The following is a 26,213-nucleotide window of genomic DNA, read 5'->3' on the forward strand; positions in this document are numbered from 1 at the left end:
CGACATTTCACCGCCCGGAGCCTTGGTTTCAATGGTTCCGCAGTCTTGCCTTCCGACGCATCGGTCCGCCCAAGCATGTACAACTACCTCGATTTCGAAAAGCCGGTGCAGGATCTTGAGCTCAAGATCCTCGAGCTGAAGAAGCTTGCCGAGAACGGCGAGGCGGTCGATGTCGCCGATGAGATCACCAGGCTCGAGAAGCGCTCGCGCGATGCGCTGCGCGAACTCTACAAGGCGCTGACGCCGTGGCAGAAGGTGCAGGTGGCGCGCCACTCCGACCGGCCGCACTGCGTCGACTACATCAAGGGCCTGTTCAGCGACTTCACGCCGCTCGCCGGCGACCGCAATTTCGGCGAGGACCAGGCGATCGTCGGCGGCTTTGCCCGTTTTCGCGGCGAACCCATCGCAATTCTCGGCCAGGAAAAGGGTTCGGACACGGCGAGCCGCCTGAAGCACAATTTCGGCTCGGTACGCCCCGAAGGCTATCGCAAGGCGGTGCGGCTGATGGAGCTTGCCGATCGCTTCAATATCCCGCTGCTGACGCTGGTCGACACGGCCGGCGCCTATCCCGGCGTCGGCGCCGAGGAGCGCGGCCAGGCCGAAGCCATAGCCCGCTCGACCTCGGCCTGCCTTGGCCTGAAAGTGCCGTCGATCTCGGTGATCATCGGCGAAGGCGGTTCGGGCGGCGCCATCGCGATCGCCACCGCCAACCGCGTCTACATGCTGGAGCACGCCATCTATTCGGTGATTTCGCCTGAAGGCGCCGCCTCCATCCTGTGGCGCGACACGACCCGCTCCAAGGACGCGGCGACCAACATGAAGATCACCGCCCAGGACCTGCTGGAACTGAAGATCATCGACGCCATCATCCCCGAGCCGATGGGAGGTGCCCAGCGCGCGCCCGAAACGGTGATTGCCGCGACCGGCGATCTCATCGCCAAGACGATGAAGGAATTTGCCGGCGCCAACACCGATTTCCGCGAACAGCGCCGCGAGAAGTATCTGGCGATGGGCCGCAGCCTCTGACGCCCCTTGGGCGGCGGAACACGGATGGCGGAAGCTCCCTGTCCTTGGCAATGTGGCGGCGATGAGCAATTTCGCCACAAAAATGCCGCCCCATTCGGTTCAATGAAATCACCGTGAGATTGGCCGAGCCTTGCGGTAAGGAATTTTCAAGGTTAACGGGCTTACCGTCCGTCGGTGTTCAGCATGCGGGTTTGGCCGTTTCGAAGCCATTGGCCCGAGAAAAAAGACATAGCCTTGCCCATGTTTGCCAAGCTTGCACGTACTGGAGTCCTTGCCGCCTCGATAGCCGTCGCGGGCTGCAATGATTCGTCGATGAAGGACTTTGCCCCGGAAGCCAACAAGCCGCTGCCCGACAAGATCCTTGCCGACATGAGAGCCAAGGGTATGGTCCGCACCTCCTCGGTGATGGCGCGCATCTTCAAGGAAGAAGGCAAGCTCGAGATCTGGAAGGCCAAGACCAACGGCCGCTACGACATGGTGGCGAGCTATGACATCTGCAAATGGTCGGGCAAGCTCGGGCCGAAATACACGGAAGGCGACCGCCAGGCGCCGGAAGGTTTTTACACGGTTCGCCCGTCGCAGATGAATCCGCGCTCGAACTACCATTTGTCGTTCAACATCGGCTTTCCCAACGCCTATGATCGTGCCAATGGCCGCACCGGGCAGAATCTGATGGTTCATGGCGCCTGCTCGTCATCGGGCTGCTATTCGATGACCGACGCACAGATCGAGCAGATCTACGCCTTCGGTCGTGACGCCTTCCAAGGCGGGCAGACCGAGTTCCAGATCCAGGCTTTTCCGTTCCGCATGACCGCGGCCAATATGGCGCGCTACCGCAGCGACCCGAATTACGAATTCTGGAAGATGCTCAAGGTCGGCTACGACAATTTCGAGGTCACCAAGGTGCCGCCGAAGGTCGACGTCTGCGAGAAACGCTACGTCTTCAACCAGGTGGCCGCCGATGGGCAGACCTTCAATCCGACCGGCCCCTGCCCGGCGACCACGCAGCCGGATTCGCTGAAGAGCGCCTACAACGCCTATCAAAGCACCTATGACGCGGCCTTCAACAGCGCGCTCAAGGCCAGCGTGCCGCCACCCAAGCCGACGATTGCCGGCATCAAGGAAGCCAGCATCGTCTCCGACTGGTCGAAGCGCCGGGCTCGTGGCGAGCGCGTGCCGATCGATCCGCCGTCGCTCAACATCGACGGTTCGGTGACCGAGACGGCGCGCATGGGCCGCATCGATTCGCCCGCCGGCCGCAAGATGGCCGCGCTCGACGCCGAGAAGGCAGCCAAGCAGAAGGCGGAGGAGCAGAGGCTGGCGGCCATCGAGGCCGCCAAGCAAGCCAAGGCACAGGCGTTGGCTGAAAAGGAAGCAGCCAAGGCGCAAGCTGTGGCTGCAAAGGAGGCGGCCAAGGCCGCCAAGGAAGCTCCCGTCGCCACCGCGACCATCGCTGCCCCAACCGAGGCCGCACCTGCGGCCGAGACGCAGGCTGCAAGTGCCGATGAGAGCCGCGTGACGAAGCTGAAGAACAAGCTGCTCGGCATGTTCGGCGGCTGAATTGGCCAATGCATGTCGACCAAAAGTGCGTAGCGGTTTTGGGTCAACGATATGCGTGACTTAGAACAAGCCGCGGTCTATGACCTGAAGGGGCTGAACTGCCCCTTGCCCGCACTGAAGGCGAAAAAACGCCTGGCCGGTATGCAGCCCGGCAGCAGGCTCTGGCTGGAGACCACCGACCCGCTGGCCGTCATCGACATTCCGGCATTCTGCGCCGACAGCGGTCACCAATTGATCGAGACAGCGGCGATGCCCGATGGCCATCGCTTTCTGGTCGAACGCGGCGAACAGCGCCCGTAAGACTCAACGTCCGGCGATCGCCAGCGGATTGTGTTCCAGCGCCGCGCGGTCGGGCGTGTCGACCGACGGCCGGTTGGTGAAGGCAGCGAACAGCCGGCGCACATAGTCTTCCGGCATGTCGAGCGTAATCAGCACCAGACGCGTGCCGCGCTGGCTGTCCGGCCAGGATGGCAGCCGCACCGGCGGATGCAGGATCTTCTGCACGCCATGCACGACCAGCGGCCGCGATGGGTCCTCCTGCAGTTCGATGACGCCCTTCATCCGCAGCAGGTGCTCGCCATGTGTGGAACGCAGGAGATCGAGGAACATCTCGATGGCTGAAAACGGCACCGGCCCGTCATGCACCAGCGAATGGGTTTTTACGCGCTGGTCGTGGCGATGGGCATGATCATGATGATCATGGTGGCCATCATGGTCGTGATCATGCGCGACCTCTTCGCCGAGCCAGCGCCGCACGTCGGCGGACTTGGTGGCCGGGTTGTAGAGGCCGCAGTCGAACAGCACCGCCACACCGGCTTTCGTCTCCCCGACATCAAGCAGTCGAGCCCCGGGATTGATCTGCCGCAGGCGCGCCCGCAGCGTTTCGAGATCGCCGGGATCGGCGACCAGATCGGCCTTGGAGAGCACGATGCGGTCAGCGACCGCGACCTGCTTGACCGCCTCGACATGCGCATCGAGTGTCGCATCGCCGTTGACCGCATCGACCAGGGTGATGACGCCATCGAGCCGAAAAGCCTGGACCAGGGCCGGATGGCCCATGATCGACTGCAGCACCGGTGCCGGGTCGGCCAGCCCCGTGGTCTCGACGATGACGCGGGCAAGGCGGGCGATGCGGCCGGTCTGCAGCCGATCGACCAGGTCGGCCAGCGTGTCGACAAGTTCGCCGCGCACCGTGCAACACAGGCAGCCGTCGGAAAGCTGGATGATGCCGTCGGAGGCCTGCTCGACCAGCAGATGGTCGATCGCCACCTCGCCATACTCGTTGATGATGACCGCGGTGTCGGCCAGCGCCGGATCCTTCAGGAGCCGGTTGAGCAGCGTGGTCTTGCCGGCGCCGAGGAAGCCGGTCAGCACCGAGACGGGGATCGGGAAACCGTTCATCTGATTCTGCCTTTTGATTTGAGCATGATCTCCAGCGAAAACCGGATTTTTTGGATTATGCTCTAATTCGCGACCTTGGCCGACTGGTCGCCTTGCGCGGCGGCACCCGCGATTTTCGGGCCCGTGCCGGCGGGTACCGGCTTGTCGGGCCGCCAGGTCGGGATCGGCACATCGGCATATTCCTGCGCGCCCTCGTCGAGGATTGCTTTCGGCGCCGGACCCGTGGCGCCGCCAAGGCCGACTGCAACCAGTGTCGGCACATGATCGAGCTTCTCCCGATAAGGCGACTTAGGCCGGTCCTTGGCGGCGGCCGGCGGCGGCGCCTCGGACTGCTCCGCCTTCGTCTTCTTCTTGCAGACCTCGTCATGCATGTCGTTGGGCGAGATCAGATCACCGTAAGGCGCGAGCGTGGTGACGGTGGTGGACCCGGCGGCAGGCGCGTCAAAGCCCTGATCGAGCAATTTGGCAGCGGCTTCGGCACGGCTGACCGCCGACTTCTCGCCAAGCACGACCGCCACCAGCGTGCGTCCGTTGCGGGTCGCCGACCCGATCATGTTGAAGCCCGACGGGCAGACAAAACCGGTCTTCATGCCGTCGGCGCCGGGATACCGGCCGATCAGCAGATTGTAGTTCGGAATCGCCTTCTTGCCGACCGCGAGCCCCTCGATCGAGAACCACGGCGCATATTGCGGAAACTCGCGGCGGATCGCCATCACCAGGATCGAAAGGTCGCGCGCCGTCGTGTACTGGTCGGGCGAGTAAAGGCCGTTCGGGTTGACGAAATGGGTGCCGTTCATGCCGAGCCGGGCCGCCTCGGCGTTCATCCTTTCGGCGAAAGCGGCTTGCGAGCCGCCGACATTCTCGCCGACCGCCATGGCGATGTCGTTGGCCGATTTGACCAGCATCATCTTCAGCGCATTGTCGAGCCGCATCACCGAGCCCGGCTTGAAACCCATCTTGCTCGGCGGTTCGCCGGCGGAGTGTTTGGTCACCTTGATCGGCGAATCGAGCTGGACTTCTCCGGCCGCGATCGCCCGGAAGGTCACATAGGCGGTCATCAGCTTGCTGAGCGAGGCCGGATACCAGCGCTTGAACGCATCCTGGTGCTGCAGGATCTGGCCGCTCTTCAGGTCGAAGACCACCACCGGATTGGCCAGCGCCGACCCGGCCAGAACCGACAGCATGATTGCGCCAGCCGGGAATAGTTTGAGGAAATGCCTGTGCCGCATGATCGAATCCGAAATCGCCTCTTGCCCTGATTGCCCCTGGCTCCGTAAGATTTCGTTACGTGACCGCCAGCATAAGGATCCGACCCTCAAAAACCGGAACGCATTATTGCGGTGCTATTTACCCTATGTGACGCCAACATGGCAAAGCGCCTGACAATCACAATTGCAAAGCCCGGGGCACAATTGCAAAGCCTGCGGCACAATTGCAAAGCACCGGCCCATTTGCAAAACCTCAGGCTGAAGCCGGCTGCACCAACAACGAAATGGAACCACCATGCCAATCCTGAACCGCGCCGCCGAAATGCAGGACGAAGTCGCCGGCTGGCGACAGCATCTGCACCAGACGCCAGAGCTGAACTTCGATGTCTTCAAGACCGCGGCCTTCGTCACCGAAAAGCTGAAAGAGTTTGGCTGCGACGATGTGGTGACCGGGCTCGGCAAGACGGGCGTCGTCGGCATCATTCGCGGCAGTCAGGGGGAAGGCCCCACGATCGGTTTGCGCGCCGACATGGATGCACTGCCGCTCAAGGAGATCACCGGCAAGCCCTACGCGTCGACCGTTCCCGGCAAGATGCATGCCTGCGGCCATGACGGCCACACCGCGATGTTGCTCGGCGCGGCGAAATATCTCGCCGAGACGCGCAATTTCACCGGCTCCGTTGCGGTGATCTTCCAGCCGGCGGAGGAAGGCGGCGGCGGCGGCAACGAGATGGTCAAGGACGGCATGATGGAACGCTTCGCTATCGCGAAAGTGTTCGGCATGCACAACATGCCCGGCCTGCCGGTCGGCCAGTTCGCCATCCGTCCAGGCCCGATCATGGCGGCGACGGCCGAATTCACCATCACCGTGAAAGGCAAAGGCGGCCATGCGGCGATGCCGCACGGCACGATCGACCCGATCGTCATCGCCAGCCAGCTGGTCGGCGCCCTGCAGACGATCGCTTCGCGCAGCACCGATCCGGTCGAGGCCGTGGTGGTGTCGGTGACCAAGTTCCACGCGGGCGACGCTTACAACATTATTCCGGAATCGGCCGAGATCGCCGGCACCGTACGCACGCTGAAGAAGGAAGTGGCCAAGAAATCGGAAGAGCGTATCCGGGCGATCTGCGCGGGGCTGGCTACCGCCTATGGCGCGACGATCGAAGTCGATTACGACGCGAACTACCCCGTGACGTTCAACCATGCGGATGAGACGGTCTTCGCCAGCGATGTGGCCGCCGACGTGGCGGGCGATGCCCAGGTGCACCGCGCGATCCAGCCGGTGATGGGCGGCGAGGATTTCTCCTACATGCTGGAAGCCCGGCCCGGCGCCTTCATCTTCATCGGCAATGGCGAAACCGCCGGTCTTCACAACCCGGCCTATGACTTCAACGACGAAGCCATCCCGCACGGCATGAGCTATTGGGTGAAACTGGCGGAGACGGCGCTAGCCGCTTGAGGCCGGTCAGTAAAAACGCCGGCCGAATTGCGTTCGGCCGGCCCTCTTGGCGAAACGATCCGAAGCGGCTATGTGTCGGGCCGCGTGGTCCCGTAGCTCAGTAGGATAGAGCGGCAGATTCCTAATCTGTAGGTCACAGGTTCGATTCCTGTCGGGATCACCACTCAGGTTCAAGCGGCTGGCATTTCCATTGCCTGAAGCAATCCCTACCGAGGCTTGTCGCTTGGCACCCATTTGAAGTGGTCGCCGTCCTTCTCGATCTGCCCGACACCCGGGAACGGGAAGTGTGGTGCGAAGATCATCTCGTGGTCCTCGGCCAGCGTCGTCAGGGTCTTGGCCCTGTTCTGCTCCGCTTCCGGCTTGTCGCTGTCGAAGGCCAAGGCCCAGTCCGGCTTGGCGAGCGAGATGATTGAGCTGTGCACCGTGTCACCAATATCGAACAGCCGTTCTTTTCCGGATTTGATCTGGTAGCCGACATGGCCAGGTGTATGGCCCTTGAGCGCTACCGACGTGATGTCAGGCGCAATTTGGACGCCGGCCTTGAATGGTTTCACATGGTCGGCGATGACACTGACGATATCGGCCGCATCCTTGTTGGACTTGGCAAAATCCCACTCCACGTCCGACATCCTTACCGTGGCATTGGGAAAAGCCAGTTTGCCGTCCTTGACCAGTCCTCCGATGTGATCGGGATGAGAATGGGTGATCAATATCTCGTTAACGTCACCGGGTTTGACACCGGCCTTGGCCAGGCTGTCCTGCAGCGCGCCGCCGACACCGGTGTCGATCAGCACGACACTGGTCTTCGATTTGACCAGCAGGGCGTCAACGCTCAGCGTGATGGTATCGGTCGGCGCCCCCGCCGCCTTGAGCAGTTCGCCGACTTCCGCGGGGCTGTGATCGAGGCCGAAGGTCTTGCCATCGTTGGGTTTGACGAACTGGGCGTCGTGCAGTGCAACGATGTCGAGCTTGCCAAGCTTGAATGATTTTGCATCCGGCTGCTGCGCCGGCATCTGCGCCATTGCCACGCCTTGATAAAAACCCATCAAGACCGTCATGGCCGTCAGCCTGATCGTGGGATTGAACCTTTTCATATGGGCATCCTCTGGCTGCGGAAGGCACGACCGTAGCGGAACACCACTAGTGGGGCGGATAATTCCGGGGTCGGGCCGATCACAAATTTGCTAGGGGATATAGGCCCTGGGCATGTTCCGGCAATGGGCGACCCGTTGCCTATAGCCGCCCCCTCGTGCGGCTCTATCGACTAGGCCGGACGGCCCCTGTCGTGCTCAAGGGCACCTGCCAGCCCCGAAGGATAGTCCGCGCAGAGTCAGCGCACTTCGTCTGAGCCATCGGCGACACCGACGCGATGACGGTAGACCATTTCCCATCCCTTCCAACCCGTGAACAGAAGGATGAGAACCACGATCAGCGAGAGGACAAGGCCGGTGGGCATCACCGCCGTCTCGCCATGGGCATAGCGCGAATACCAATTGTAGAGTTCGATCAGGACGACGACCACATTGCCGCCAGCGTGGAGCCACGCGTCACGCAGATTGCGGATTTGAACATCGCCCAAGACATCGGTCAGCCCGGCAAGAGCTGCCAAGGCGGCCATTATCAAACCCGCCCCGAGCAACCAAAGACTACCGGTGACCCATCCCGGATTGCCCGTTCGCCAGAAGATCAGGTCGCAAACGAAGGTGGCGACGAAAAAAGCGATCGGGAACGGGATCAGCATGGGATGGATCGGATGGCCGGCTATACTTGCGGTGCTTTGTGGGTTGCGGGCCATGGTAGTGCCTCCAAAGCCAGTCGCGCGCGACTGCATTGCATCTCTGAAAGACAGCATGAGGTAAGAACGCCGGCGCCGGCTGAATGTTCCACAACCGGAAGCGGCAGAGACCTCAGGTGCGGAGATGCATGCGGGGAGCAAACCCGTTCGATGGCGGAGCAGGTAGAGCGAAGTGGCGGGGGGCGCGTAGCTATGCCGCAATGTGCGCAAAGCTGGCCGTGCTCACCCACCATGGCGAACCATGGCGGGATTTTTCATGCTTCGGATGCGATCAGGCCGGCTCAGCGGACCCGGACGACAAAATGCTTGGTCACCGGCTCGATGATCTTCCAGGTGCCCTTGAAATCGGCTTCCACCACGAAGGCGTCGCCGGGGCCAACTTCGACCGGCGTGCCGCCGTCGGGCGTGATGATGATGCGGCCGGCGATCATGTGCACGAACTCATAGTCTGTGTAGGTCGCATGATAGGTGCCGGGCGACGCCCGCCAGGTTCCGGATATCACCTTGCCGTCTTCTGTCGTGTGCTGGACGGCGGTCTGCATGGTCGGCTGGCCCTCGACCACGATCCAGCCAGGCAGATCGCCGGCTTCCGCGTGCTCGACCGCGCCGAATTTGAAGATGGTTTTGTTCGTCATGTCGGGCTCCGTTTGCTTCGTGTGTTCGCGGTCGGATAGCCGATGCACATGACGGGAGCAATGCCGTGCCATGCGAAACAGGTGCGGCCGCGCATCCGGGCATGCCCCGCCCGCTGCCCGCGCCGACTTGGAGTGCTATGGCTTGTGCCGTGCCGAGACCAACTCCGCCCTGCGTTGCGCCGTCTCCAGCCCGAGGCCGATGAACGCGCGCGCGTGCTTGGCGAGGGCCATATTGTCGGTCCACAGATTGCGCCAGATGGCGGTCTTCTTCGACAGGTTTTCGTCGACGATCTCCGAGGAGAAGGATTCGAAGCTGAGGTCGTCGGCATAGCCGATGGCGGTCAGCGCATCGAATATCCCGGCGAAGTCGATATTGCCGGTGCCGAGGAAGCCGCGATGGCTCTCGCCTATATGGACATAGCCGATCTTGGCCGCCGCGTGGCGGATGGCGAGACCGACATCGGCCTCCTCGATGTTCATGTGGAAAGTGTCGAGATGCAGGAAGATGTTGTCCGACCCGGTGTCCTCGATGAAGGCGAGGCCCTGCGCGGCGGTGTTGAGCAGGTTGCTCTCGAAGCGATTGACGATTTCGAGGTTGAGCGTGACGCCGGCGGCCTTCGCCGTCTCGGCGACCTTTGCCAGCGTTGCCGCGCTGCGGTTCCATTGATCGCGTGTCGGCGCCTCGACCTGCAGCCCATGGCTGGTCGAAAGAATGCCGGCGACCTTGCGGCCGCCAAGATCGCGCGTCAGCGCGATGGTGTCGTTGAGGATCTCGACGCCGCGCGCGGCGATCGCCTTGTCGGCGCTCGAAATATCGCCATCTCCAGGCAATCCAATGCTGATCGCGACGCCGAGATCAAGAGCGGCAATGCGTTTGGCAAGCGCGCCGATATCGACATTGGCGGGGTCGAGATAGGAGAATTCGATCAGGTCGAACCCGGCCTTCTTGGTATTGGCCAGCGTGCGTTCGAGCTCGCCCTGCGCCGAGCTTGCCGACCAGACGAAGGAATGGATTCCGATGCGCGACATGATCGTCTCCGGCATTGAGATGGGATGAGAATGGGTGCGGCCGGGATCACCCCGGCCGCACCAGCCGTGGGAGGCTTAGCGGGCCGCGGTCCAGCCCTTGTAATCCTTCAGGTTCTCGGCCGTGATCAGCTTCGGGTCAAGTAGCACCGTCGGCTCAGCGGGCTTCTTGCCGGCCAGCAGATCGGCCGCCATGGTCAGCGATTGGCCGGCCATCACATAGGGATCCTGCGAGGCCGAGGCCTTGATCATCGATTTGCCAGACGCCAGTTCCTTCTCGATATCGGGTGCGCCATCGACTGCCGTGAAGACGAACTCGGAACGGTTGAGCTGCTTGGCGGCGAGTTCGGCGCCGATCGCCGTCGGATCGTTGATGGCGAATACCGCGTCGATCTTGTCAAAACGAGTGAGCAGCGACTGGAACACTTTCAGGCCGCCGTCACGCGAGCCTTCGGCATTCTGGTCGTCGGACAGGATCTTGATGTCGGGATGCTGGGCAAGCACGTTCTTGCAGCCCTTCACCCGCTCCAGGATCGACGAAGACGCCGGTCCGTTGAGGATGACGTAGTCGCCCTTACCGCCGGTGTGGTCGACCAGGTATTGGCAGGCTTCCTCGCCGGCCTTGACGTTGTTGGTCATCACAGTGACGTCGGCGCCCGGTGCCGAAACGTCGAAGGCGGCGACGACGATGCCGGCGGCCTGCGCCTTCTTCACCGCGGGAGCGATTGCCTTGGCGTCGACCGCGTTGAGCATGATCACGTCGACGCCGGCGGCGATGAAGGAATCCACCTGCGAGACCTGCTTGTTGAGGTCATAGTCGGCCGACACCGACGTCACCTCGACCTTCGGATTGATCTTCCTGGCCGCATCCTCGATGCCCTTGATGGTGGCGACGAAGAAGGGGTTGCCGAGCAGGCCGACCGAGATGCCGACCTTGTTGAGGTCCTTGGCCGATGCCGGCACGATGGCGACGGCCGCGAGGGCGGCGCCGCAGAGCAGTTTGGCGATGGTCTTCATTACGCTTACTTCCTCCTGATGCCCCGCGCCTCTCACGGTGCGTTACAAGCCGGTCTTTAATGCCGGCGACCAGGTCACTCACGTTCTCGCCCCTGCTTGGAGCCGGTAGCGGTCGAGGGCGACCGCCACGATGATGACCAATCCCTTGATGATGTACTGCCAGATATCAGAGACACCGGCCAAGATGAGCCCGTTGGACAGCACCGCGATGATCAGACCGCCGATCAGCGTGCCCCAGATCGACCCGACGCCCCCGACGAAGCTGGTGCCGCCGAGGATGACGGCGGCGATGGCGTCGAGTTCATAGCTCTGCCCGAGTTGTAAGCCGTTGGCGGCGTAGAGCCGGGCCGCCGACATCGCGCCGCCGAGACCGGCGAGCAGGCCGGAAACGCCGTAGACGAAGAGCAGCACCAGCGGCACCTTGATACCGGTCAGTCTGGCTGCCTCGGCATTGCCGCCGACGGCGTAGATCCAGGTGCCGAGCACGGTGCGCTTCAGCACCAGCCAGGACAGCACCACCACCGATAGCGCGATGATGACCAGCCAGGGGATGCCGAGCACCGAACCGTTGCCGATGAAGTCGAACGGCAGGTCGGAGTTGAACACCGTCGTGTCCTGCCCGAGCAGGCGGGCAACGCCGCGCACGGCGGTCAGCGAACCCAACGTGACGATGAACGGCGGCAGCCTGATATAGGCGACCAGCAGCCCGTTGATGAGCCCGAAACCGAAACCGACCAGGATGGCCGCCGGCACGCCGAGCAGGCCCCAGTCCGGCACCAGCGACACCAGCACCGCCACCATCGCCGAGGCGGCGAGAATGGAGCCGACCGACAGGTCGATGCCGCCGGTCAGGATGACGAAGGTCATGCCGGCGGCAAGCACGATGTTGATCGACGATTGTTGCGTGACGATGAGCAGGTTGGTGCCGGTCAGAAAGCGCGGATTGATGAACTGGAAGCCGGCGGCAAGCAGCACCAGCACCGGCAGCATGCCAAGCGCCGCAAGCGCGGTGCGCAGCCGCCGGCTTCTGACCGCCGCCTGATCCACGCTCTTCGTCCCGGTCGTCCTGTCTGTCATCGCTGAGACGCTCCCGTCGCAAGTTCCATGATCGCTTCCTGGCGAAGCGGCTCGCCTTCGGATGCCGTCACCTCGCCAGCGATCGCGCCATCGCGCATCACCAGCACGCGGTCGGCGACGCCGATCACCTCGGGCAATTCGCTGGAGATCATCAGGATGGCGATGCCCTTGTTGGCGAGATTGTCGATCAGCCGGTAGATTTCCGACTTGGCGCCGACATCGACGCCGCGGGTCGGCTCGTCGAGGATGACGACCTTCGGCTCGGTCTCCAAGAGGCGCGCGAGCAGCACCTTCTGCTGGTTGCCGCCCGACAGCGAGCCGGCATTGGCCTGTGCCGAGCCGGTGCGGATGGACAGGTCGGCAATGGCCTTTGCCGCTCTCCTGTCGGCGGCGGTGAAATCGCGAAAGCCGCCGGCTCGCGCATCCCTGGCCAGCACGCCCATGCTGATGTTGTCCGAAATCGACATGTCGAGGAACAGGCCGAGTTCCTTGCGGTCCTCGGTGAGATAGGCGATGCCGGCGTCGAGCGCCTCGCGCGGCGAGCCGATGGTCACCGGCTTGCCGTCGAGTTCCATCGTGCCGGCGCTGCGCTTGTCGGCGCCAAAGATCAGCCTGGCAAGCTCGGTGCGGCCCGAGCCGACGAGGCCTGCCAGTGCCAGCACCTCACCGTGATGGAGGTCGAACGAACAGTTCTTCAGCAGACGCCCGTCGGACATGCCGCGCACCGAGAGCGCGACGGCGCGTTTCTCGTCCGGCGGGCGATGATCCTTCTTGTAGAAGGCGGAGAGATCGCGGCCGACCATCATCGAGACCAGGCGCGACGCGTTGAGGTCGGCGCGATCGAGCGTGCCGACATAGCCGCTGTCGCGCAGCACACTGACGCGGTCGGCGAGTTGGTAGACCTCCTCCATGCGGTGGCTGATGTAGATGATCGCAATCCCTTGCGCTTTCAGCGTCGCGATCACCTCGAACAGGCGGTCGGTCTCGCGCGAGGTCAGCGACGTGGTCGGCTCGTCCATGACGATGATGCGCGCATTGGTCGACAGCGCCCGGGCGATCTCGACCAGCTGGCGCTCGCCGAGCGACAGGCTGGAAACCAGGGCACGCGCCGAGAAGGAGACACCGAGCCGGCCGACGATCTCGGCGGCGCGGCGGTTGCACTGGTCGCGGTCGACGACGCCGAACCGGCGCGGCTCGTTGCCGAGGAAAATGTTCTGCGCCACCGTCAGGTTCGGCGCCAGTGACAATTCCTGGTAGATCACCGCGATGCCGGCGGCGCGCGCCTTGATCGGATCGCCGGTCGCGGCGAGCGCGCCATCGATCAGGATCTCACCGCCGGGATCCGGCCGATAGGCGCCGGACAGCACCTTCATCAGCGTCGACTTGCCGGCGCCGTTCTCGCCCATCAGCGCGTGCAGTTCGCCTGCGTGGACGCTGAGCGAGACGTCCTGCAGGGCGCGTATCGCGCCAAAGGTCTTGGAGATGTGGCGCATCTCCAGCACCGGCTGGCGCGCCGCTAGCGTCCGGACTGCCGCGCTCATCGCGCACCCCCTGCCGTATTGGCGGCGCTATCATGCCCGGCAACGCGATCGCGCCAGGTGTCGCGATAGCCGGCGAGGCCGCCGAATTGTGTCGCCTGCACCGGCTCCGGCGGCTCGGCAGCGAAGTCTCGGCCCACGCTCCCGAAGGCGAGCGCCGCGGCGCCCGTGGCGCTGCCTTCCAGCGAGGCACCTTGCAGGAAGGCCTGACCGGGACGCAGCTGCGCCAGCAGCCCGGCGAGCAGGCCGCCAGTGTTCAGTCCGCCATCGACGATGACGGTATTATCGGAATGGCTGAGGTCGAGGCAGAGATCGATCATCAGCGCCACGTAAAGCAGCGCCACCGCCGCGCGTTCACCGGCATCGGGCGTGCGCCCGACCAGCCGGCCAGGGCGATCCGGCATCGGCCCGCCCGGAGCGAAGCTCGGCAGCGCCGTGAGGCTGGCATCGATCGCCTGCTGTATCGGGCCATGCGGGATCGGGCCTTGCCAGCCGCCGCTGATGACGGCGAATTCGCGCCCGCCCATGAAACGGATGGTCGGCACCGGACCGCCGTCGACATCGACATTGACCAGCATGTCGCGGTCGCGGTCGAGCGCTTCGAGCGGACAGTCGGGATTGAGTACGACGACCCAGGTGCCAGTCGACACGACGGTCAGCGGTCCAAGCCCTTGCCGTCGATAGGCGTACAGCGCCGCATTGGAGTCGTGGACGCCGTTGTGGATAGCGATCGATCGCCCGGTACTGCCGAAGCGCTGCTCGCCGATGACGGCGCCGGCGCGTTCGAAAGCCGGCATCTGGCCGCGCCAGCCTTCGGCGTCGACCAGCGAGGAAAAATCACGTTCGCGCGGCGCCCACAAATGCGAATGGCAACCGAGATAGGACACCTCGCAGACCGGCAGGCCGCCGAGACGCCAGCTCCAGTACTGGGGATAGCCGAGGAACCATTTCGCCGCCGCGAACGTGTTGGGATCGACTTCCTGCAGCCACAGCATGTGACGGCCATAGTTGAAGCCGAGCGGCAGGCGGGGAGAGAACGTCTCGGCGAAATCCGGGATACGGCGGTCGATCCGCGCCGCGATTTCGGCCGGCGGCTCCTGCTCGTAGTCGAGGATCGGATGGGTCAGCGCCTTGTCGTCGACAAGGGCGAAGGTGCAGCCATGGCCCGACACCATCACTCCTTCCACGCCGTGGCTCTCGACCGCGTCGGTGACGGCACCGAACGCCCAGCCATGGAGGGCGGCATCGTCGAGTACGCTGAAACCGCCTTGTCGCGTCCATTTCGGCTGCGTGCGGCGCTCGTCGAGGATGCGTCCGTCCTGGCCGAAGACGAACAGCTTCGAATTGGTCTTGCCGAAGTCGAGCACCGCCACGTTCACGCGAGGGCTCCCGAGGTTGAAGCAATCCGCACCATGACGCCGGCATCCTCCAGCATGCGCGCATCGGCATCGGAGAGCCCGTCATCGGTGACCAGCGTGCCGATGCGCGACAGGGGCAGCGCGACATTGCGGGCGTGGATCGACAGTTTGCGGCTATCGGCCAGCACCACGATCTGATCGGCGCAGAGGCTGAGGTCGACGATGGAGCGCACCAGCAGCGGATGCGATTCCAGCAGCCCTTCCTGGTTGAGGCCTTGCGTGCCGAGAAAGAATTTCGAGGCATAGAACGGCGTTGCCTGGGTCAGCGAATGGATGATGCCTGGCTCGCGGTGCAGGTCGCCGCCGGCAACCGTCAGGCTGCAATGGCCATGATCGCTGAGATAGGCCGCGAGCGGCATCGAGTTGGTGTAGAGCCGGATGTTGCGGTCGGCGAGCTTGACGCCGAGATGAAAGCAGGTCGAGCCGCCATGGACGATGACGGCATCGCCATCGCGTACCATGGTCGCGGCGACCGCCGCGATCTGCCGCTTGGCCTCGACGGCAAGGTCACGGTTCTCGTCATAGGGTCGGGCATAGGCGACGCCCGCATGCGAAGCGCCGTCGAGTGCCGAGATACCGCCATAGACCTTGCGGGCTTCACCGGCCTCATCAATTCGGTCGATATCGCGCCTGACCGTCGCCGCCGAGACACCGAGCCGCTCCTGCAACTCGCGCACGGAGGCGAACGGGCGGTCCCGCAGCAATTCGATGATCTGACGCTGGCGGCCGAGGTCGTTCAACCTTCCTCCCTGACGCATTTTCCGTGGCAATTGGTGCAACTTACTCAACATTAGTCGGATTGCAAGCTGATTTGACGATAGTAGATCAGCATTGACGCAGATCACTCACATCTGCGATACCATCGCCAACACCGGTCCCGACGACGGGATTTTGTGCGAGCGCTGGAGAAAAGGGCCATGGCAACCCAAGCTGATGCACAGGAACTGGCCGCCTTGCGGGCGCTTTCGGCCAGCATCGGACTGAACCCGCATATGACACAGGCGGCGGGCGGCAACACCTCGCTCAAGGCCGGCGACACGCTGTGGATCAAGGCCTCGGGAACCTGGCTGAAGGATGCCCTCAGCGACGACATCATGGTGCCGGTGGCGATGGCACCGCTGCTCAAGGCCGTCGAGCAGCGTGATCCAGCCGCCGACAAACCACAGGCCTTCGCCATCGAAGACCTCAATCCGCGTGGCCTGCGCCCGTCGATCGAGACCACGGTGCATGCCTTGATGCCGCAACGCGTGGTTCTGCATGTCCACTGCGTCGACACGATTTCGCTTGCCGTCCAAGCCGATGGCGAGGCCGAGGTCGCCAGGCGGCTGGGCGACATCGAATGGGCCTGGGTGCCCTATTTCCGGCCAGGCCTACCGCTCGCCCGCGGCATTGCCGAGAAATTGCGGCCGGGGGTCGACGTGCTCATCCTTGGCAATCACGGGCTGGTGGTCGCCGCCGAAACCGTCGCCGCGGCGGAAGCCTTGCTGCATCGCGTCCGGTCGCTGCTGGCGCGGCAGCCGCGCACGACCGCAGCACCTGATATCGCCGCCTTGACGGTGCTGGCCGGCGACTACCGATTGCCGGCGGATGTCGAAGCGCACGCGGTCGCGCTCGATGCGGAAAGCCTGGAGATGGCCGAAGCCGGCAGCCTCTATCCGGACCATGTCATCTTCCTTGGCCAGGGCTCGGTCGTTGCGAAACCGGGCGAGGACGTGGCCGGCGTCATCGCGCGGGTCGGCGCGGCACCGGTGGCAATCCTGTTTCCCCGCGCCGGCGTTCTGATGCGCGGCGACGCCAGCGCCGGTGCCGACGCCATGCAGCGTTGCCTCGCCGACGTGACCGCGCGCGTCGATGGCAAGGCGCGGCTGAACTATCTCACCGCCGCCGAGAATGACGAGCTGGTCAACTGGGACGCCGAGCAGTATCGCCAGAAGCTAAACGCCGCCAGCACGGCCTAACAGGGGACGGACGACATGACGCCACTTGTCGTCGGCATCGACATCGGCACCTCCGGCGCCCGGGCCGTCGCCATGCGTCAGGATTTTTCCATCGCCGGCCAATCCGCAGTGCCACTCGACAGATTTGGCCAGAACCCCCGTGATCCCCGGACTTGGTGGCAAGCGATCCAGGCGGCGCTGGCGGATCTGCTTTCGGGCATCGACCGCGCCGCGATCCGGGCCGTCGCCGTCGACGGCACGTCGGGCACGCTGCTGCCGGTCGACATCGATGGGCGGCCGCTGGCCGAGCCACTGATGTACAACGACAAGATCGATGACGCCGACATCCTGGCCATGGTCGCCCGTGAGGCGCCGGCAGCGAGCGCCGCCCACGGAGCGACTTCCGGCCTCGCCAAAGCCTTGCGGTTCCAGCATCAGCCCGGCATAGCGGCCGTGCTGCACCAGGCCGACTGGATCGCCGGCAACCTGTCCGGACGCTTCGGCGTCAGCGACGAGAACAATGCGCTCAAGACCGGCTATGATGTCGAGGCCCGCCGCTGGCCGGACTGGATCGCGACCACCGGCATGCGCATGGACCTGCTGCCCGATATCGTCGAACCGGGCGATGTCACCGGCACGCTAACCGCGGCCGCCGCGGAGCTTTTCGGCCTGCCGCGCGATGTGGTCGTGGTTGCCGGCACCACGGACGGCTGTGCCTCGTTCCTGGCGACGGGCGCCACCGCGGCCGGCGACGGCGTCACCGCTTTGGGCTCCTCGCTAACCATCAAGATCCTGTCCGAACGGCCGATCTCGGCGCCGCGATTCGGCATCTACAGCCATCGGCTCGGCGATGTGTGGCTGGCGGGCGGCGCCTCGAATTCCGGCGGCAAGGTGCTGGCGCAGCATTTTCCGCTCGCGCGGATCATCGAACTCAGCGCGATCATCGACCCCACGACCGAGACCGGCCTCGACTACTATCCGCTTGGTGCGGCTGGCGAACGGTTTCCCGTGGCCGATCCGGCCTTGGCGCCGCGTCTCACCCCACGGCCCGCTGACGATGCCGACTACCTCAAGGCGATGTTCGAGGGCATGGCGGCGATTGAGGCGCTTGGTTACAGCAGGCTGGCCGAACTTGGCGCGCCGGCCCTGACCTCCATTCGCAGCGTCGGTGGCGGCGCCGCTAACCCGGTGTGGAGCGCGATCCGGCAGCGCAAGCTCGGCGTCGCGTTCCTGCCGGCATTGTCGGACGAGGCCGCCGCGGGTACGGCGCGGCTGGCGCTGAAAGGCGCAAGCGAGGCAGGGCTTCTATGAATACGAAAAAGCTCGAACGTCTCGACGGCATCGGGCCGCTGGCGGAACGCTATCAGGTCTTCCTGCTCGACCAGTTTGGCGTGCTGCATGACGGGCAGGCTCCCTATCCCGGCGCGGTGGCGGCACTGCCCACGCTGAAGCGCGCCGGCAAGACCGTGGTGCTGATCTCCAATTCCGGCAAGCGCGCCCGGCCCAACGAGGCACGCCTGCTGAAGCTTGGCTTCGAGGCCGGCAGTTGGGACCATTTCGTGTCCTCCGGCGAGGTGGCGTGGCGACGTTTCCACGAGATGGCGGCGACCGGAGCCTTGCGGTCCGGCACGAGGTGCCTGCTGATCAGCCGCGACGGCGACCGCAGCGCGATCGAAGGCCTGCCCTTCGGGCTGGCGGAGGCTGGCGAAGACGCCGAACTGGTGCTGATTTCGGCCAGCGAGGGGGACCGCCACGACCTCGACCACTATCGCCGGCTGCTCGCCCCGGCGGCGGCGCGGCAAGTACCGTGCTTCTGCACCAATCCCGACAAGATCATGCTGACGGCGGTCGGACCTCGCTTCGGCGCCGGCGAGATCGCCGATCTCTACGAAACCCTGGGCGGCGGTGTCACCCGCATCGGCAAGCCCTATCCGGCGATCTTCGAGGCGGCACTCGCCCTGGCCGGCGAACCAGAGCACGGCAGCGTGATCTGCGTCGGCGACAGTGTCGAACACGATGTTGCAGGCGGCAATGGTGTCGGAATCGCAACGGCGCTGGTGCTGGGTGGAATACTGGCCGGCACGCCTGACCTTGCCGCTGTTTTCGACGAACACAAGGCCTGGCCGGATTACACCACGAATTCGTTCAGCTTTCGCTGACCGCTTCCAGCATCCGTCTTGCGCTTTCCTCGTCGGTGATCAGGATTGTCGGCACAATCAGGTTCATGGCGCCGAGCAGCGCATCGGTCTTTTCCGCGCCGCCGGAGGTCAGAATGCGGATCGGCGCCTTGCGCAGCCGGTCGACGTTCACCGACATCACATGGTTGTTGACGGGATGGTCGACCAGATCGCCATTGCGGTCGTAGAAATGGAACAGGAGGTCGCCGACGGCGCCGCGCGCCAGCAGCGCCTCCCGGTCCGCTTCCCTGAGGAAGCCGCCGCGCGAGAAGGTGGTGGCTGAAGCGATGCCGCCAACACTCAGCAGAACGGCATCGAGCGCGTCGGCCATTTCAAAAACCTCCTGCAGACCGCAACGTTCGACCAGCGCGATCTTGGTCTCGACGCTGTCGACGACGGCCGGCGTCGGCATCAGATAGCCGTCGCCCTGGAAGATTTGGGCGAAGCGCCAGGCGAACTCGGCCGGGTTGGTCCGGCGTGCGATGCCGACGCCGCCAAGCAGCGAAATCACCTTGAAATCGGTCAGCGATTTGGCGCTGATGAACGGCAAGGTGTGGAACAGCGTATTGCCCCAGCCGACGCCGACCTGCATGCCGGACTTCATCGCATCGGACAGGAACATGCCGGTCTTGGCGGCGATTGCCGGGATCGGGTCGGCATTGGCCGCTGTCAGCGGCGCCACCAGCGCCTGCTGCAGGCCGAAGGTCTTTTCGAGCGCGCGTTCCAGCCGCACGATCTCCAGAAGCTCGCTCTCGATGGTGATCTTGACCTCGTTGCGCGACCGCGCCTCCGCCAGCATGCGCACGATGGTGACACGGCCGACCCCAAGCACGTCGGCGATCTCGTTCTGCGTCATCTGCTCGACGAAATACATCCAGGCGGCGCGGATCCTGAGGCGGTCCGTCCGGCTCTCGCTGACGACCTGCTCGGTCGCTTCGGCTCCTGCCCGCCTTTCGTCGGTTTGTCGTCCCCTGGCCAAATGATCCCTCCCCCGCGGCGGCGGACGCGCGCGCCGTCGCCGATTCTGCGTGCTGGTCTAGTATCGCCTATTGATCTACCAATCGATAGGAACAATGTAGAGTCGGTGGGCCGGCCATTGCAGGTGGCTCCGCACGGCACATTCGAGGCGAACCGCGATGCTCCGACAAATCTCCGAAGATGTCCGCGTCAACCTCAAGGACCGGCTGCGGGAAGTCCGTGACATCATCCGCCAGAGCCGCCATGACGGCGCCAGCGAGGCCAGCCTGCTGCACGAAGCGACCAGTCATCTGCCGCCGTTTCCGGGCAAAGGCATCGAAGGCCTGCTCAGCCATGCCGCGAGTGCCGTCGACGAAGCGCTGTCGATCGCCGAATCCTTCGTTCCGCATGAACGTCCGATAAGGGTCGACGGAACGACCGTAAAAGGCCTCGGCACCTATTTCCCGGCAGGGGACGAAGACCAGCAATTGAGCGCCGAGCGCCTGTTCCGGCGCGACATGTATTATCTGACCAAGGCGGTGCTTGCCGGGCTGAAGATAGACCATGCCCGTATCCATGAAGCCGGGTTCGCCGCCGTCCACGCGGCCATGCGCAGGCGCCATGGCGATCTGTTGGCTGCGCTGGCCGCGCCTGGTGCTGGACTGCAGGCGATCGCGGCGACGTGTTCGGCGTTGCTGATCGAGTGCCTCGGCCATCGCCCGATCCGTTTTGATGACACCGCCCCGGAAGCGACGGCAATGAGTGATAGGGCGCTCGACATAAGCTGCCTGGGGCCGGTCGTCCTGGCCTGCGGGCTGGCGACAAACGGCCGCAACGATGCGCCGGAGCCCGACATGCTGGAAATCGCGATCCTGGCCGCCGATATCCGCCGCGACCGTATCATCCAGGCCTGCGCCAAAACGAGCCCGGCCGATGAATTGACACCTGTCTTCGCCACCTTGCTTGCGCATTTGCCATAAGGCCTCCTGGCGCAGTTCCAGAAAACAGAGCGGCCGCAGGGCTACTCCCCGGCCGCCATCGCCGTGATCGTCTTCTTGGCGCGCTGAATCGAGGCCGGGCTCATCGACAGTTCGGTGAGACCCATCTCCAGGAAGGCGGGGATGAGATCCGGCCGGCCCGCCGCCTCGCCGCACATGCCCACCATGATACCGGCGGCGACGCCGGCCCTTGCCGTCAGTTCGATCGCAGACATGACGGCTGGATTGGTGACGTCGTTGAGCTTCGCAACGGTCGGGTTGAGCCGGTCGGCGGCCATGATGTACTGGGTCAGGTCGTTGGTGCCTATCGAGAAGAAAGCCACCTCCTTGGCCAGTGCCCGGGCGATCAGCACGGCAGCCGGGGTTTCGATCATCACGCCGAGATCGAACGTCGCGTGCGGCACGCCTTCGGCCTGGAGTTCGGCGGCGCATTCGTCGACAAGAACGCGCGTCTGCCGCACCTCGCCAAGATCGGAAACCATCGGCAGCATCACCTTGATGTTGCCGTGTACGGCGGCCCTTAGCAGCGCCCTGAGTTGGCGCTTGAAGATATCGGGCCGGTCGAGGCACATGCGGATGCCGCGCCAGCCGAGGAACGGATTTTCCTCGTCGGGAAACTCGATGCCGGCAATCGGCTTGTCGCCGCCGATGTCGAGCGTGCGCACGATGACCGGATAAGGCGCGAAGGCCTTGGCCAGCGCCGCATAGGTCTCGGCCTGCATGTCTTCCGACGGCAGGTGCATGTGACGCATGAACAGGAGCTCGGTGCGGAACAGGCCGACACCCATGGCGCCGGCTTCCTGCGCCGCCTCGATCTCCTCGAGCGAGCCTATATTGGCCGCGACTTCGATCACCTTGCCGTCCGCCAGCTTCGGCGTCACCGTCTTGAAGGCGGCCAGGCCGGCACGTTCCTTCGCCGCCGCTTCGACCCGGCTGGCGAAATCGGCGCGTGTCGCCGCATCGGGATCGATGATCACCTGGCCGGTATTGCCGTCGAGCGCTACTTCTTGCGCCGTGCGCAAGGCATTGATCCGGTCGCCAAGGCCCAGTACCGCCGGAATGCCATGCGAGCGAGCGATGATGGCGATGTGCGAAGTGGCGCCGCCATGGCCGCACACCACGCCGCCGATGCGTTTCAGCGGCGCACGCGCCAGGTCCCAGGCGCCGATGTCGTCGGCGATCAGGATCGCACCTTGCGAAATATTTTCGAGGCTGACGTCGTCTTGGCCCAGCAGCGCCAGGCAGATCTGCCGTCCGACCGCATGGACATCGTCCGCCCGCGCATTGAGGTAATGATCGTCGACGGCGCTGAAATCGGCGGCGATGGTGGAAGCTGCGGTAATCATGGCCGAGACCGCGTCATTGCCGCCCTTGATCGCCTTCTCGGCCTCGCCGGTCAGGCTGTCGTCGGCCGCGATATCCCTGAGCGCCGCCACGATGCCCCGCTCACCGGCCGACAGACTATCCTGCGCCAGCGCCCGATCCATACGCGCCTGGACAGCGGCGACGGCGGCGCGGAACCTGTCGATTTCGCCGGCGATCTCATCGGCTTGCAACATGCGGCCCTGTCCGGCGATGTCAGGCGGGAAATGCGCGAATGCCGGCCCGACGGCAACGCCCTCGCTTGCGGCGACACCACGCAAACCATTCGCTTCGGCTGGTGCCGCCGGCGCGGATTGGGACGCAGGCGCCGCTTTCTTGCCTGCGTCATTCGCCGGGGCGTGGGCTTCGTCGTCATCGAGACCCGCCTTGGGGTTCTCGAGATAGCCGATCAGCGCCTCGATCGCCTCGATGGCATCGGCGCCGTTCGCCCGCACGGTGACTTCCTGGTTTTCCTTGACCGCCAACAGCATCAGCTTGACCGAGCTCTTGGCGCTGACCGCCTTGCCGTCCTTGACCAGTTCGACGTCGGATTCGAAAGCCTTGGCGAGCTTGACGAAGCGCGTGGCGGGACGGGCGTGCAAACCTTCATGCACTCTGACGATGGTCGAGCGTTCCATGGCAAATACTCTGCTTTTTTGGGCGCCAAAGCCAGACCGGCTGGGGCGCGAATGCTTTCAGGCGGCGATGGTGATGATCGCGTCTGTTTTCAGGGCGGCCACGAGCGCTTGCGTATCGACCTGCGATGCACAGATCTCGCCCGGCCTTTCGGCCTCACTGGCGCCATTGAACGAGATGACGACGTGGCCCATCTCGAGGACCTTGCTCCAGGCGCTGGAGCCGACCGCGGTTATAACGGCCGAAACCGGGCCAAGGGTGATCGACGCGCCCTTTTCAGGCGCGCCGTCGCTGGGTCCGATCTCCGTCTTGTGGAGCACGGAAACCTCGGCAAGCTCCGGTGGCGAGCCATCCGCGAACAGGATGACCACGCCGCCCTCGGCGAGGTCCGCCACTTCGGGTCCTATTGCCGTGACCCGTGTCTTGAGAAGAACCGACATATGGCGAACCTCGTTATTTCTGGTGTCTAGAACACGATCAGGGAGACGATCCAGGCGATCAGCACCGAGACCGGACCCATGATCTGGCGGCTGATGAGCACCGCCGGCACGCCGATTTCGATGGTTTTCGGCTTGGCTTCACCCAGTGCAAGGCCGACAGGAACGAAGTCGCAGCCGACTTGGGTGTTGTAGGCAAACAGCGCCGGCAGCGCCATTGCCGGCGAAATCGTGCCGTTGGCGATCTGCGGGCCGATAATGGCGACGCCGATGACCTGCGCGATGACGGCGCCTGGCCCCAGGATGGGCGACAGGAACGGCAGGCCGCAGATGGCCGAGATGACCAGCAGGCCGACGATGTTGTTGGCCAGCGGTCCCATCGGCTGCGCCAGCACGTCGCCGATGCCGGTGTACAGGATCAGGCCGATAAGCATGGTCACGAAGGCCATGAACGGCAGCACGTTGCGGACGACCTGGTCGATGGTCCGGCGGCCGGCATTGAAGAAAATGCCGACGACACGACCCATGACGCGGCCGATCGTGCTGATGAACCCGATCAAGCCACCCTCGCTGGGCAGCGCCGTCGGCGTCGCAGTGCGGTTGTTTGAGCTCATCGACGCTGCTCCCCCTGCAGCTGTGACCGCCTCGGAACCGTCCGCCATTGTGACATTGGCCGGTTTCACGCCCGAAACATAGATATCCTCGGTGATGAACTGGGCGAGCGGCCCAGCCTGGCCGACCGGCGTCAGGTTGACGGTCGGGATACGCTTGCGCGGATAGACGCCGCATCGCGCGGTGCCACCGCAATCGACGACAACAACCGCCATCTCGCCTTCCACTGGCGGCGCCTTGAAACCGTCTACGGCTGTGGCGCCGGTCATGTCGGCGATGAGCTGGGCCACGGGATGGATCCCGCCACCGGTGACGGAGACGACCTTGTCGCGCTGCGCGGTCGGCTCGATGACGAGCGGGCCGCCCCAGCCGGTGGAACCCCGGGAGACTTTTACGGCTTTGTATGTCTTGGTCATGATGTCCTCCCCGCCCTTACAGTTCAACGCCCTGGCGGCGTGCCATGATGGCTGTGATGCGCTCGGTCAGCATGCCCTTGAGCAGGATCACGACGAGACCAACGATCGCGTACCAGATCGCCACCTTGACATGGTAACCGGCGACGACAACGCCCCGCTTCTCGAGATCGAGCAAGGCAACGAGCATGCCTCCCCAGACGAAATATTCGCCAGGGTTGATGTGCGGGAAGAGGCCGAGCGGCGGATGCACGTAGGACACGGCCGCGTCATAGAAGGCGGGCTTGTGCCTCTCTTCCAGGAACGACCCGAAGGTGTAGGCCATCGGGTTGGTGAGGAAAAACACCGCCAGCAGCGGTAGCACGGTATAGCGGGTCAGCGCGATGCGGCCAGCACCACGCGCCAGGCCGTGGACACGCTCTTCGCCGACCAGTTCGGTGACGGCGTAGAAGGCTGTCATCAGCACGACAAGTGTCGGGATGATGCCGGTGACAAAGCCGGCGAAAACCTCGCCGCCCTTCTGGAAGATGCCGATGAAGTACTTGCCGATGGCAGTGAGCCAGCCAAGCTGCTCTTCCTGCTGCACATTTTTCAGCTGTTCCTTCAGCTGCTCGGCGGTGACCGGCGCCCCGTCGGTCTGCGCCTGCGCAAGGATCACGAGATGATCGGAAGCATGCTCGACGGCGAGCCTGCCATGCAATGCAGCGTCCGAAACCATGGCACCCGCGATATGCAGGTTATGCGCGGCCATGTCGGCATGCTGCGCCAACAACGAAAATACAGACATTTCTCCTCCTTATGCCGGCCCGCCGGTTGATCCCAGTCGGCGCACGGCCTCCTCTATCCCTTTGATCCAGAGGCGGATTCAGATTTCAGGTCGATTTGACCTGGAAATCATCCGACTCTAGGCCCTTGCTACATTCAAGCCGGCCAGGCCCGGCTTCTTCCCCGGCTCCGATCGTGCTTTGTCGATCTGTTCGATCGCCCGCTTCACGGCCTCGGCCACACCGGGTTCCCCCTCCCCCATGATCGCAGGGTTGGACCGGAGTCGATCGAGGGGGACACCCTCGAATTCTTCATGTCGCTTGAATTTGGTGAACACGGAACGGCCGCTCATCACCATCATGCGGCGCACGATCAGGTCGGGCGTAACCACGACCAGCGCGATTGTTCCCTTGGCAAATCGGCCGCGAAAATTGCCAGCGCCGACGAAGCCATCCTTGTACTGATCGGTGACGCCCCGAAAGACATCCGAATAGTGCCGCATCTGCAGCCAGACGCCGAGCGACTGCAACGCCCACACAATAACCAGCAGGAGCAGTCCCCACTGCCAAATCGCCATTCGGTTCTCCTCCCGAAGCCTCAGTCGAGGCGCACCTTGGACCGGCACGCGACAACAACAAAGTGAGAACATTTGTTTCCGCGAATGTCAATATGTATGATATTGGCCTCAGCCACGGTCATCCACAGGGCCGCCGCGCGATTTCGGCGGGGGCACGACTGTGCTAGCCTGTGGGGAAACGG

General features: G+C 64.2%; 25 protein-coding genes and 1 tRNA gene. 9 read left to right on the plus strand and 17 right to left on the minus strand.

What is annotated here, in order from left to right; translation table 11 throughout:
- Positions 1–75 precede the first annotated feature (75 nt).
- The 3 genes from FJ492_RS09610 to FJ492_RS09620 all read left to right on the plus strand — a co-directional run bounded on the left by FJ492_RS09610 (position 76) and on the right by FJ492_RS09620 (position 2,886).
- A complete protein-coding gene (locus FJ492_RS09610) occupies positions 76–1,026 on the plus strand; it encodes an acetyl-CoA carboxylase carboxyltransferase subunit alpha (protein WP_140769704.1) in 951 nt (316 codons plus the stop codon).
- 240 nt (positions 1,027–1,266) lie between these two features.
- Positions 1,267–2,586: a murein L,D-transpeptidase family protein gene (locus FJ492_RS09615; RefSeq protein ID WP_140769706.1), complete on the plus strand. Its 1,320-nt coding sequence runs from the start codon at positions 1,267–1,269 to the stop codon at positions 2,584–2,586.
- A 51-nt stretch (positions 2,587–2,637) separates the two neighbouring features.
- Positions 2,638–2,886, plus strand: coding sequence for a sulfurtransferase TusA family protein (locus tag FJ492_RS09620; protein WP_140747980.1), 249 nt, complete (start codon positions 2,638–2,640; stop codon positions 2,884–2,886).
- 3 nt (positions 2,887–2,889) lie between these two features.
- Here the strand turns inward: FJ492_RS09620 and FJ492_RS09625 are convergent, their stop codons facing one another.
- A complete protein-coding gene (locus tag FJ492_RS09625; RefSeq protein WP_140712328.1) occupies positions 2,890–3,987 on the minus strand; it encodes a GTP-binding protein in 1,098 nt (365 codons plus the stop codon).
- Positions 3,988–4,049: 62 nt separating this feature from the next.
- Positions 4,050–5,216, minus strand: coding sequence for a D-alanyl-D-alanine carboxypeptidase family protein (locus FJ492_RS09630; RefSeq protein WP_140712330.1), 1,167 nt, complete (start codon positions 5,214–5,216; stop codon positions 4,050–4,052).
- 274 nt (positions 5,217–5,490) lie between these two features.
- Between FJ492_RS09630 and FJ492_RS09635 the strand changes: the two genes are divergently transcribed.
- Together FJ492_RS09635 and FJ492_RS09640 are read left to right on the plus strand one after the other, a co-directional pair.
- Positions 5,491–6,654, plus strand: a complete 1,164-nt coding sequence (locus FJ492_RS09635; RefSeq protein WP_140769708.1) for a M20 aminoacylase family protein — start codon at positions 5,491–5,493, stop codon at positions 6,652–6,654.
- A gap of 86 nt (positions 6,655–6,740) precedes the next feature.
- Positions 6,741–6,817 (plus strand) — tRNA-Arg (locus FJ492_RS09640).
- Positions 6,818–6,860: 43 nt separating this feature from the next.
- On the opposite strand, the gene FJ492_RS09645 is transcribed toward FJ492_RS09640, so the two are convergent.
- The 9 genes from FJ492_RS09645 to FJ492_RS09685 form a co-directional block, all read right to left on the minus strand.
- A complete protein-coding gene (locus tag FJ492_RS09645; RefSeq protein ID WP_140503372.1) occupies positions 6,861–7,748 on the minus strand; it encodes an MBL fold metallo-hydrolase in 888 nt (295 codons plus the stop codon).
- A gap of 236 nt (positions 7,749–7,984) precedes the next feature.
- Positions 7,985–8,449, minus strand: coding sequence for a DUF2231 domain-containing protein (locus FJ492_RS09650; RefSeq protein ID WP_027143542.1), 465 nt, complete (start codon positions 8,447–8,449; stop codon positions 7,985–7,987).
- 281 nt (positions 8,450–8,730) lie between these two features.
- Positions 8,731–9,084, minus strand: a complete 354-nt coding sequence (locus tag FJ492_RS09655) for a cupin domain-containing protein (protein ID WP_140503374.1) — start codon at positions 9,082–9,084, stop codon at positions 8,731–8,733.
- A 135-nt stretch (positions 9,085–9,219) separates the two neighbouring features.
- Positions 9,220–10,113 (minus strand): sugar phosphate isomerase/epimerase, encoded by an 894-nt coding sequence (locus tag FJ492_RS09660; RefSeq protein ID WP_140503376.1) that lies wholly within the window; start codon positions 10,111–10,113, stop codon positions 9,220–9,222.
- A 75-nt stretch (positions 10,114–10,188) separates the two neighbouring features.
- A complete protein-coding gene (locus FJ492_RS09665; RefSeq protein ID WP_140503378.1) occupies positions 10,189–11,127 on the minus strand; it encodes an ABC transporter substrate-binding protein in 939 nt (312 codons plus the stop codon).
- A gap of 78 nt (positions 11,128–11,205) precedes the next feature.
- Entirely contained in the window at positions 11,206–12,204 is a 999-nt protein-coding gene (locus FJ492_RS09670) for a ribose ABC transporter permease (RefSeq protein ID WP_140503380.1), read from the minus strand.
- Positions 12,201–13,745, minus strand: coding sequence for a sugar ABC transporter ATP-binding protein (locus FJ492_RS09675; RefSeq protein ID WP_140769710.1), 1,545 nt, complete (start codon positions 13,743–13,745; stop codon positions 12,201–12,203). Before FJ492_RS09675 ends, FJ492_RS09670 begins: the two co-directional genes overlap by 4 nt.
- Entirely contained in the window at positions 13,742–15,121 is a 1,380-nt protein-coding gene (locus tag FJ492_RS09680) for a carbohydrate kinase (protein WP_140769712.1), read from the minus strand. Before FJ492_RS09680 ends, FJ492_RS09675 begins: the two co-directional genes overlap by 4 nt.
- Entirely contained in the window at positions 15,118–15,900 is a 783-nt protein-coding gene (locus tag FJ492_RS09685) for a DeoR/GlpR family DNA-binding transcription regulator (RefSeq protein WP_140503385.1), read from the minus strand. The genes FJ492_RS09680 and FJ492_RS09685 overlap by 4 nt, the downstream gene beginning before the upstream one ends.
- Before the next feature lie 177 nt (positions 15,901–16,077).
- Here FJ492_RS09685 and FJ492_RS09690 point away from each other — a divergent pair, with 177 nt between their 5' ends.
- The 3 genes from FJ492_RS09690 to FJ492_RS09700 are packed head-to-tail and all read left to right on the plus strand — an operon-like array spanning position 16,078 to position 19,256.
- Positions 16,078–17,118: a class II aldolase/adducin family protein gene (locus tag FJ492_RS09690; protein WP_140769714.1), complete on the plus strand. Its 1,041-nt coding sequence runs from the start codon at positions 16,078–16,080 to the stop codon at positions 17,116–17,118.
- Between the two features lie 15 nt (positions 17,119–17,133).
- A complete protein-coding gene (locus FJ492_RS09695; RefSeq protein WP_140769716.1) occupies positions 17,134–18,408 on the plus strand; it encodes an FGGY-family carbohydrate kinase in 1,275 nt (424 codons plus the stop codon).
- A complete protein-coding gene (locus FJ492_RS09700; RefSeq protein ID WP_140769718.1) occupies positions 18,405–19,256 on the plus strand; it encodes a TIGR01459 family HAD-type hydrolase in 852 nt (283 codons plus the stop codon). Before FJ492_RS09695 ends, FJ492_RS09700 begins: the two co-directional genes overlap by 4 nt.
- On the opposite strand, the gene FJ492_RS09705 is transcribed toward FJ492_RS09700, so the two are convergent.
- Positions 19,243–20,148 (minus strand): sugar-binding transcriptional regulator, encoded by a 906-nt coding sequence (locus FJ492_RS09705; RefSeq protein ID WP_348640970.1) that lies wholly within the window; start codon positions 20,146–20,148, stop codon positions 19,243–19,245. The genes FJ492_RS09700 and FJ492_RS09705 overlap by 14 nt on opposite strands.
- A gap of 262 nt (positions 20,149–20,410) precedes the next feature.
- Here FJ492_RS09705 and FJ492_RS09710 point away from each other — a divergent pair, with 262 nt between their 5' ends.
- Positions 20,411–21,211 (plus strand): hypothetical protein, encoded by an 801-nt coding sequence (locus FJ492_RS09710; RefSeq protein WP_140503394.1) that lies wholly within the window; start codon positions 20,411–20,413, stop codon positions 21,209–21,211.
- Positions 21,212–21,252: 41 nt separating this feature from the next.
- Here the strand turns inward: FJ492_RS09710 and ptsP are convergent, their stop codons facing one another.
- The 5 genes from ptsP to FJ492_RS09735 form a co-directional block, all read right to left on the minus strand.
- Positions 21,253–23,229, minus strand: a complete 1,977-nt coding sequence (gene ptsP, locus FJ492_RS09715; protein WP_140769720.1) for a phosphoenolpyruvate--protein phosphotransferase — start codon at positions 23,227–23,229, stop codon at positions 21,253–21,255.
- 57 nt (positions 23,230–23,286) lie between these two features.
- Entirely contained in the window at positions 23,287–23,667 is a 381-nt protein-coding gene (locus FJ492_RS09720) for a PTS glucitol/sorbitol transporter subunit IIA (protein ID WP_140503398.1), read from the minus strand.
- 26 nt (positions 23,668–23,693) lie between these two features.
- Positions 23,694–24,692: a PTS glucitol/sorbitol transporter subunit IIB gene (locus tag FJ492_RS09725; protein ID WP_140769722.1), complete on the minus strand. Its 999-nt coding sequence runs from the start codon at positions 24,690–24,692 to the stop codon at positions 23,694–23,696.
- Between the two features lie 16 nt (positions 24,693–24,708).
- Positions 24,709–25,476, minus strand: coding sequence for a PTS glucitol/sorbitol transporter subunit IIC (locus FJ492_RS09730; RefSeq protein WP_140769724.1), 768 nt, complete (start codon positions 25,474–25,476; stop codon positions 24,709–24,711).
- Between the two features lie 117 nt (positions 25,477–25,593).
- On the minus strand, positions 25,594–26,031 hold the full coding sequence (locus tag FJ492_RS09735) for a transcriptional regulator GutM (protein ID WP_015315467.1): 438 nt from the start codon (positions 26,029–26,031) through the stop codon (positions 25,594–25,596).
- Positions 26,032–26,213: the final 182 nt, after the last annotated feature.

This window comes from Mesorhizobium sp. B2-5-4, from assembly GCF_006441095.1.
In the GTDB taxonomy this organism is placed as follows: Bacteria; Pseudomonadota; Alphaproteobacteria; order Rhizobiales; family Rhizobiaceae; genus Mesorhizobium; species Mesorhizobium salmacidum.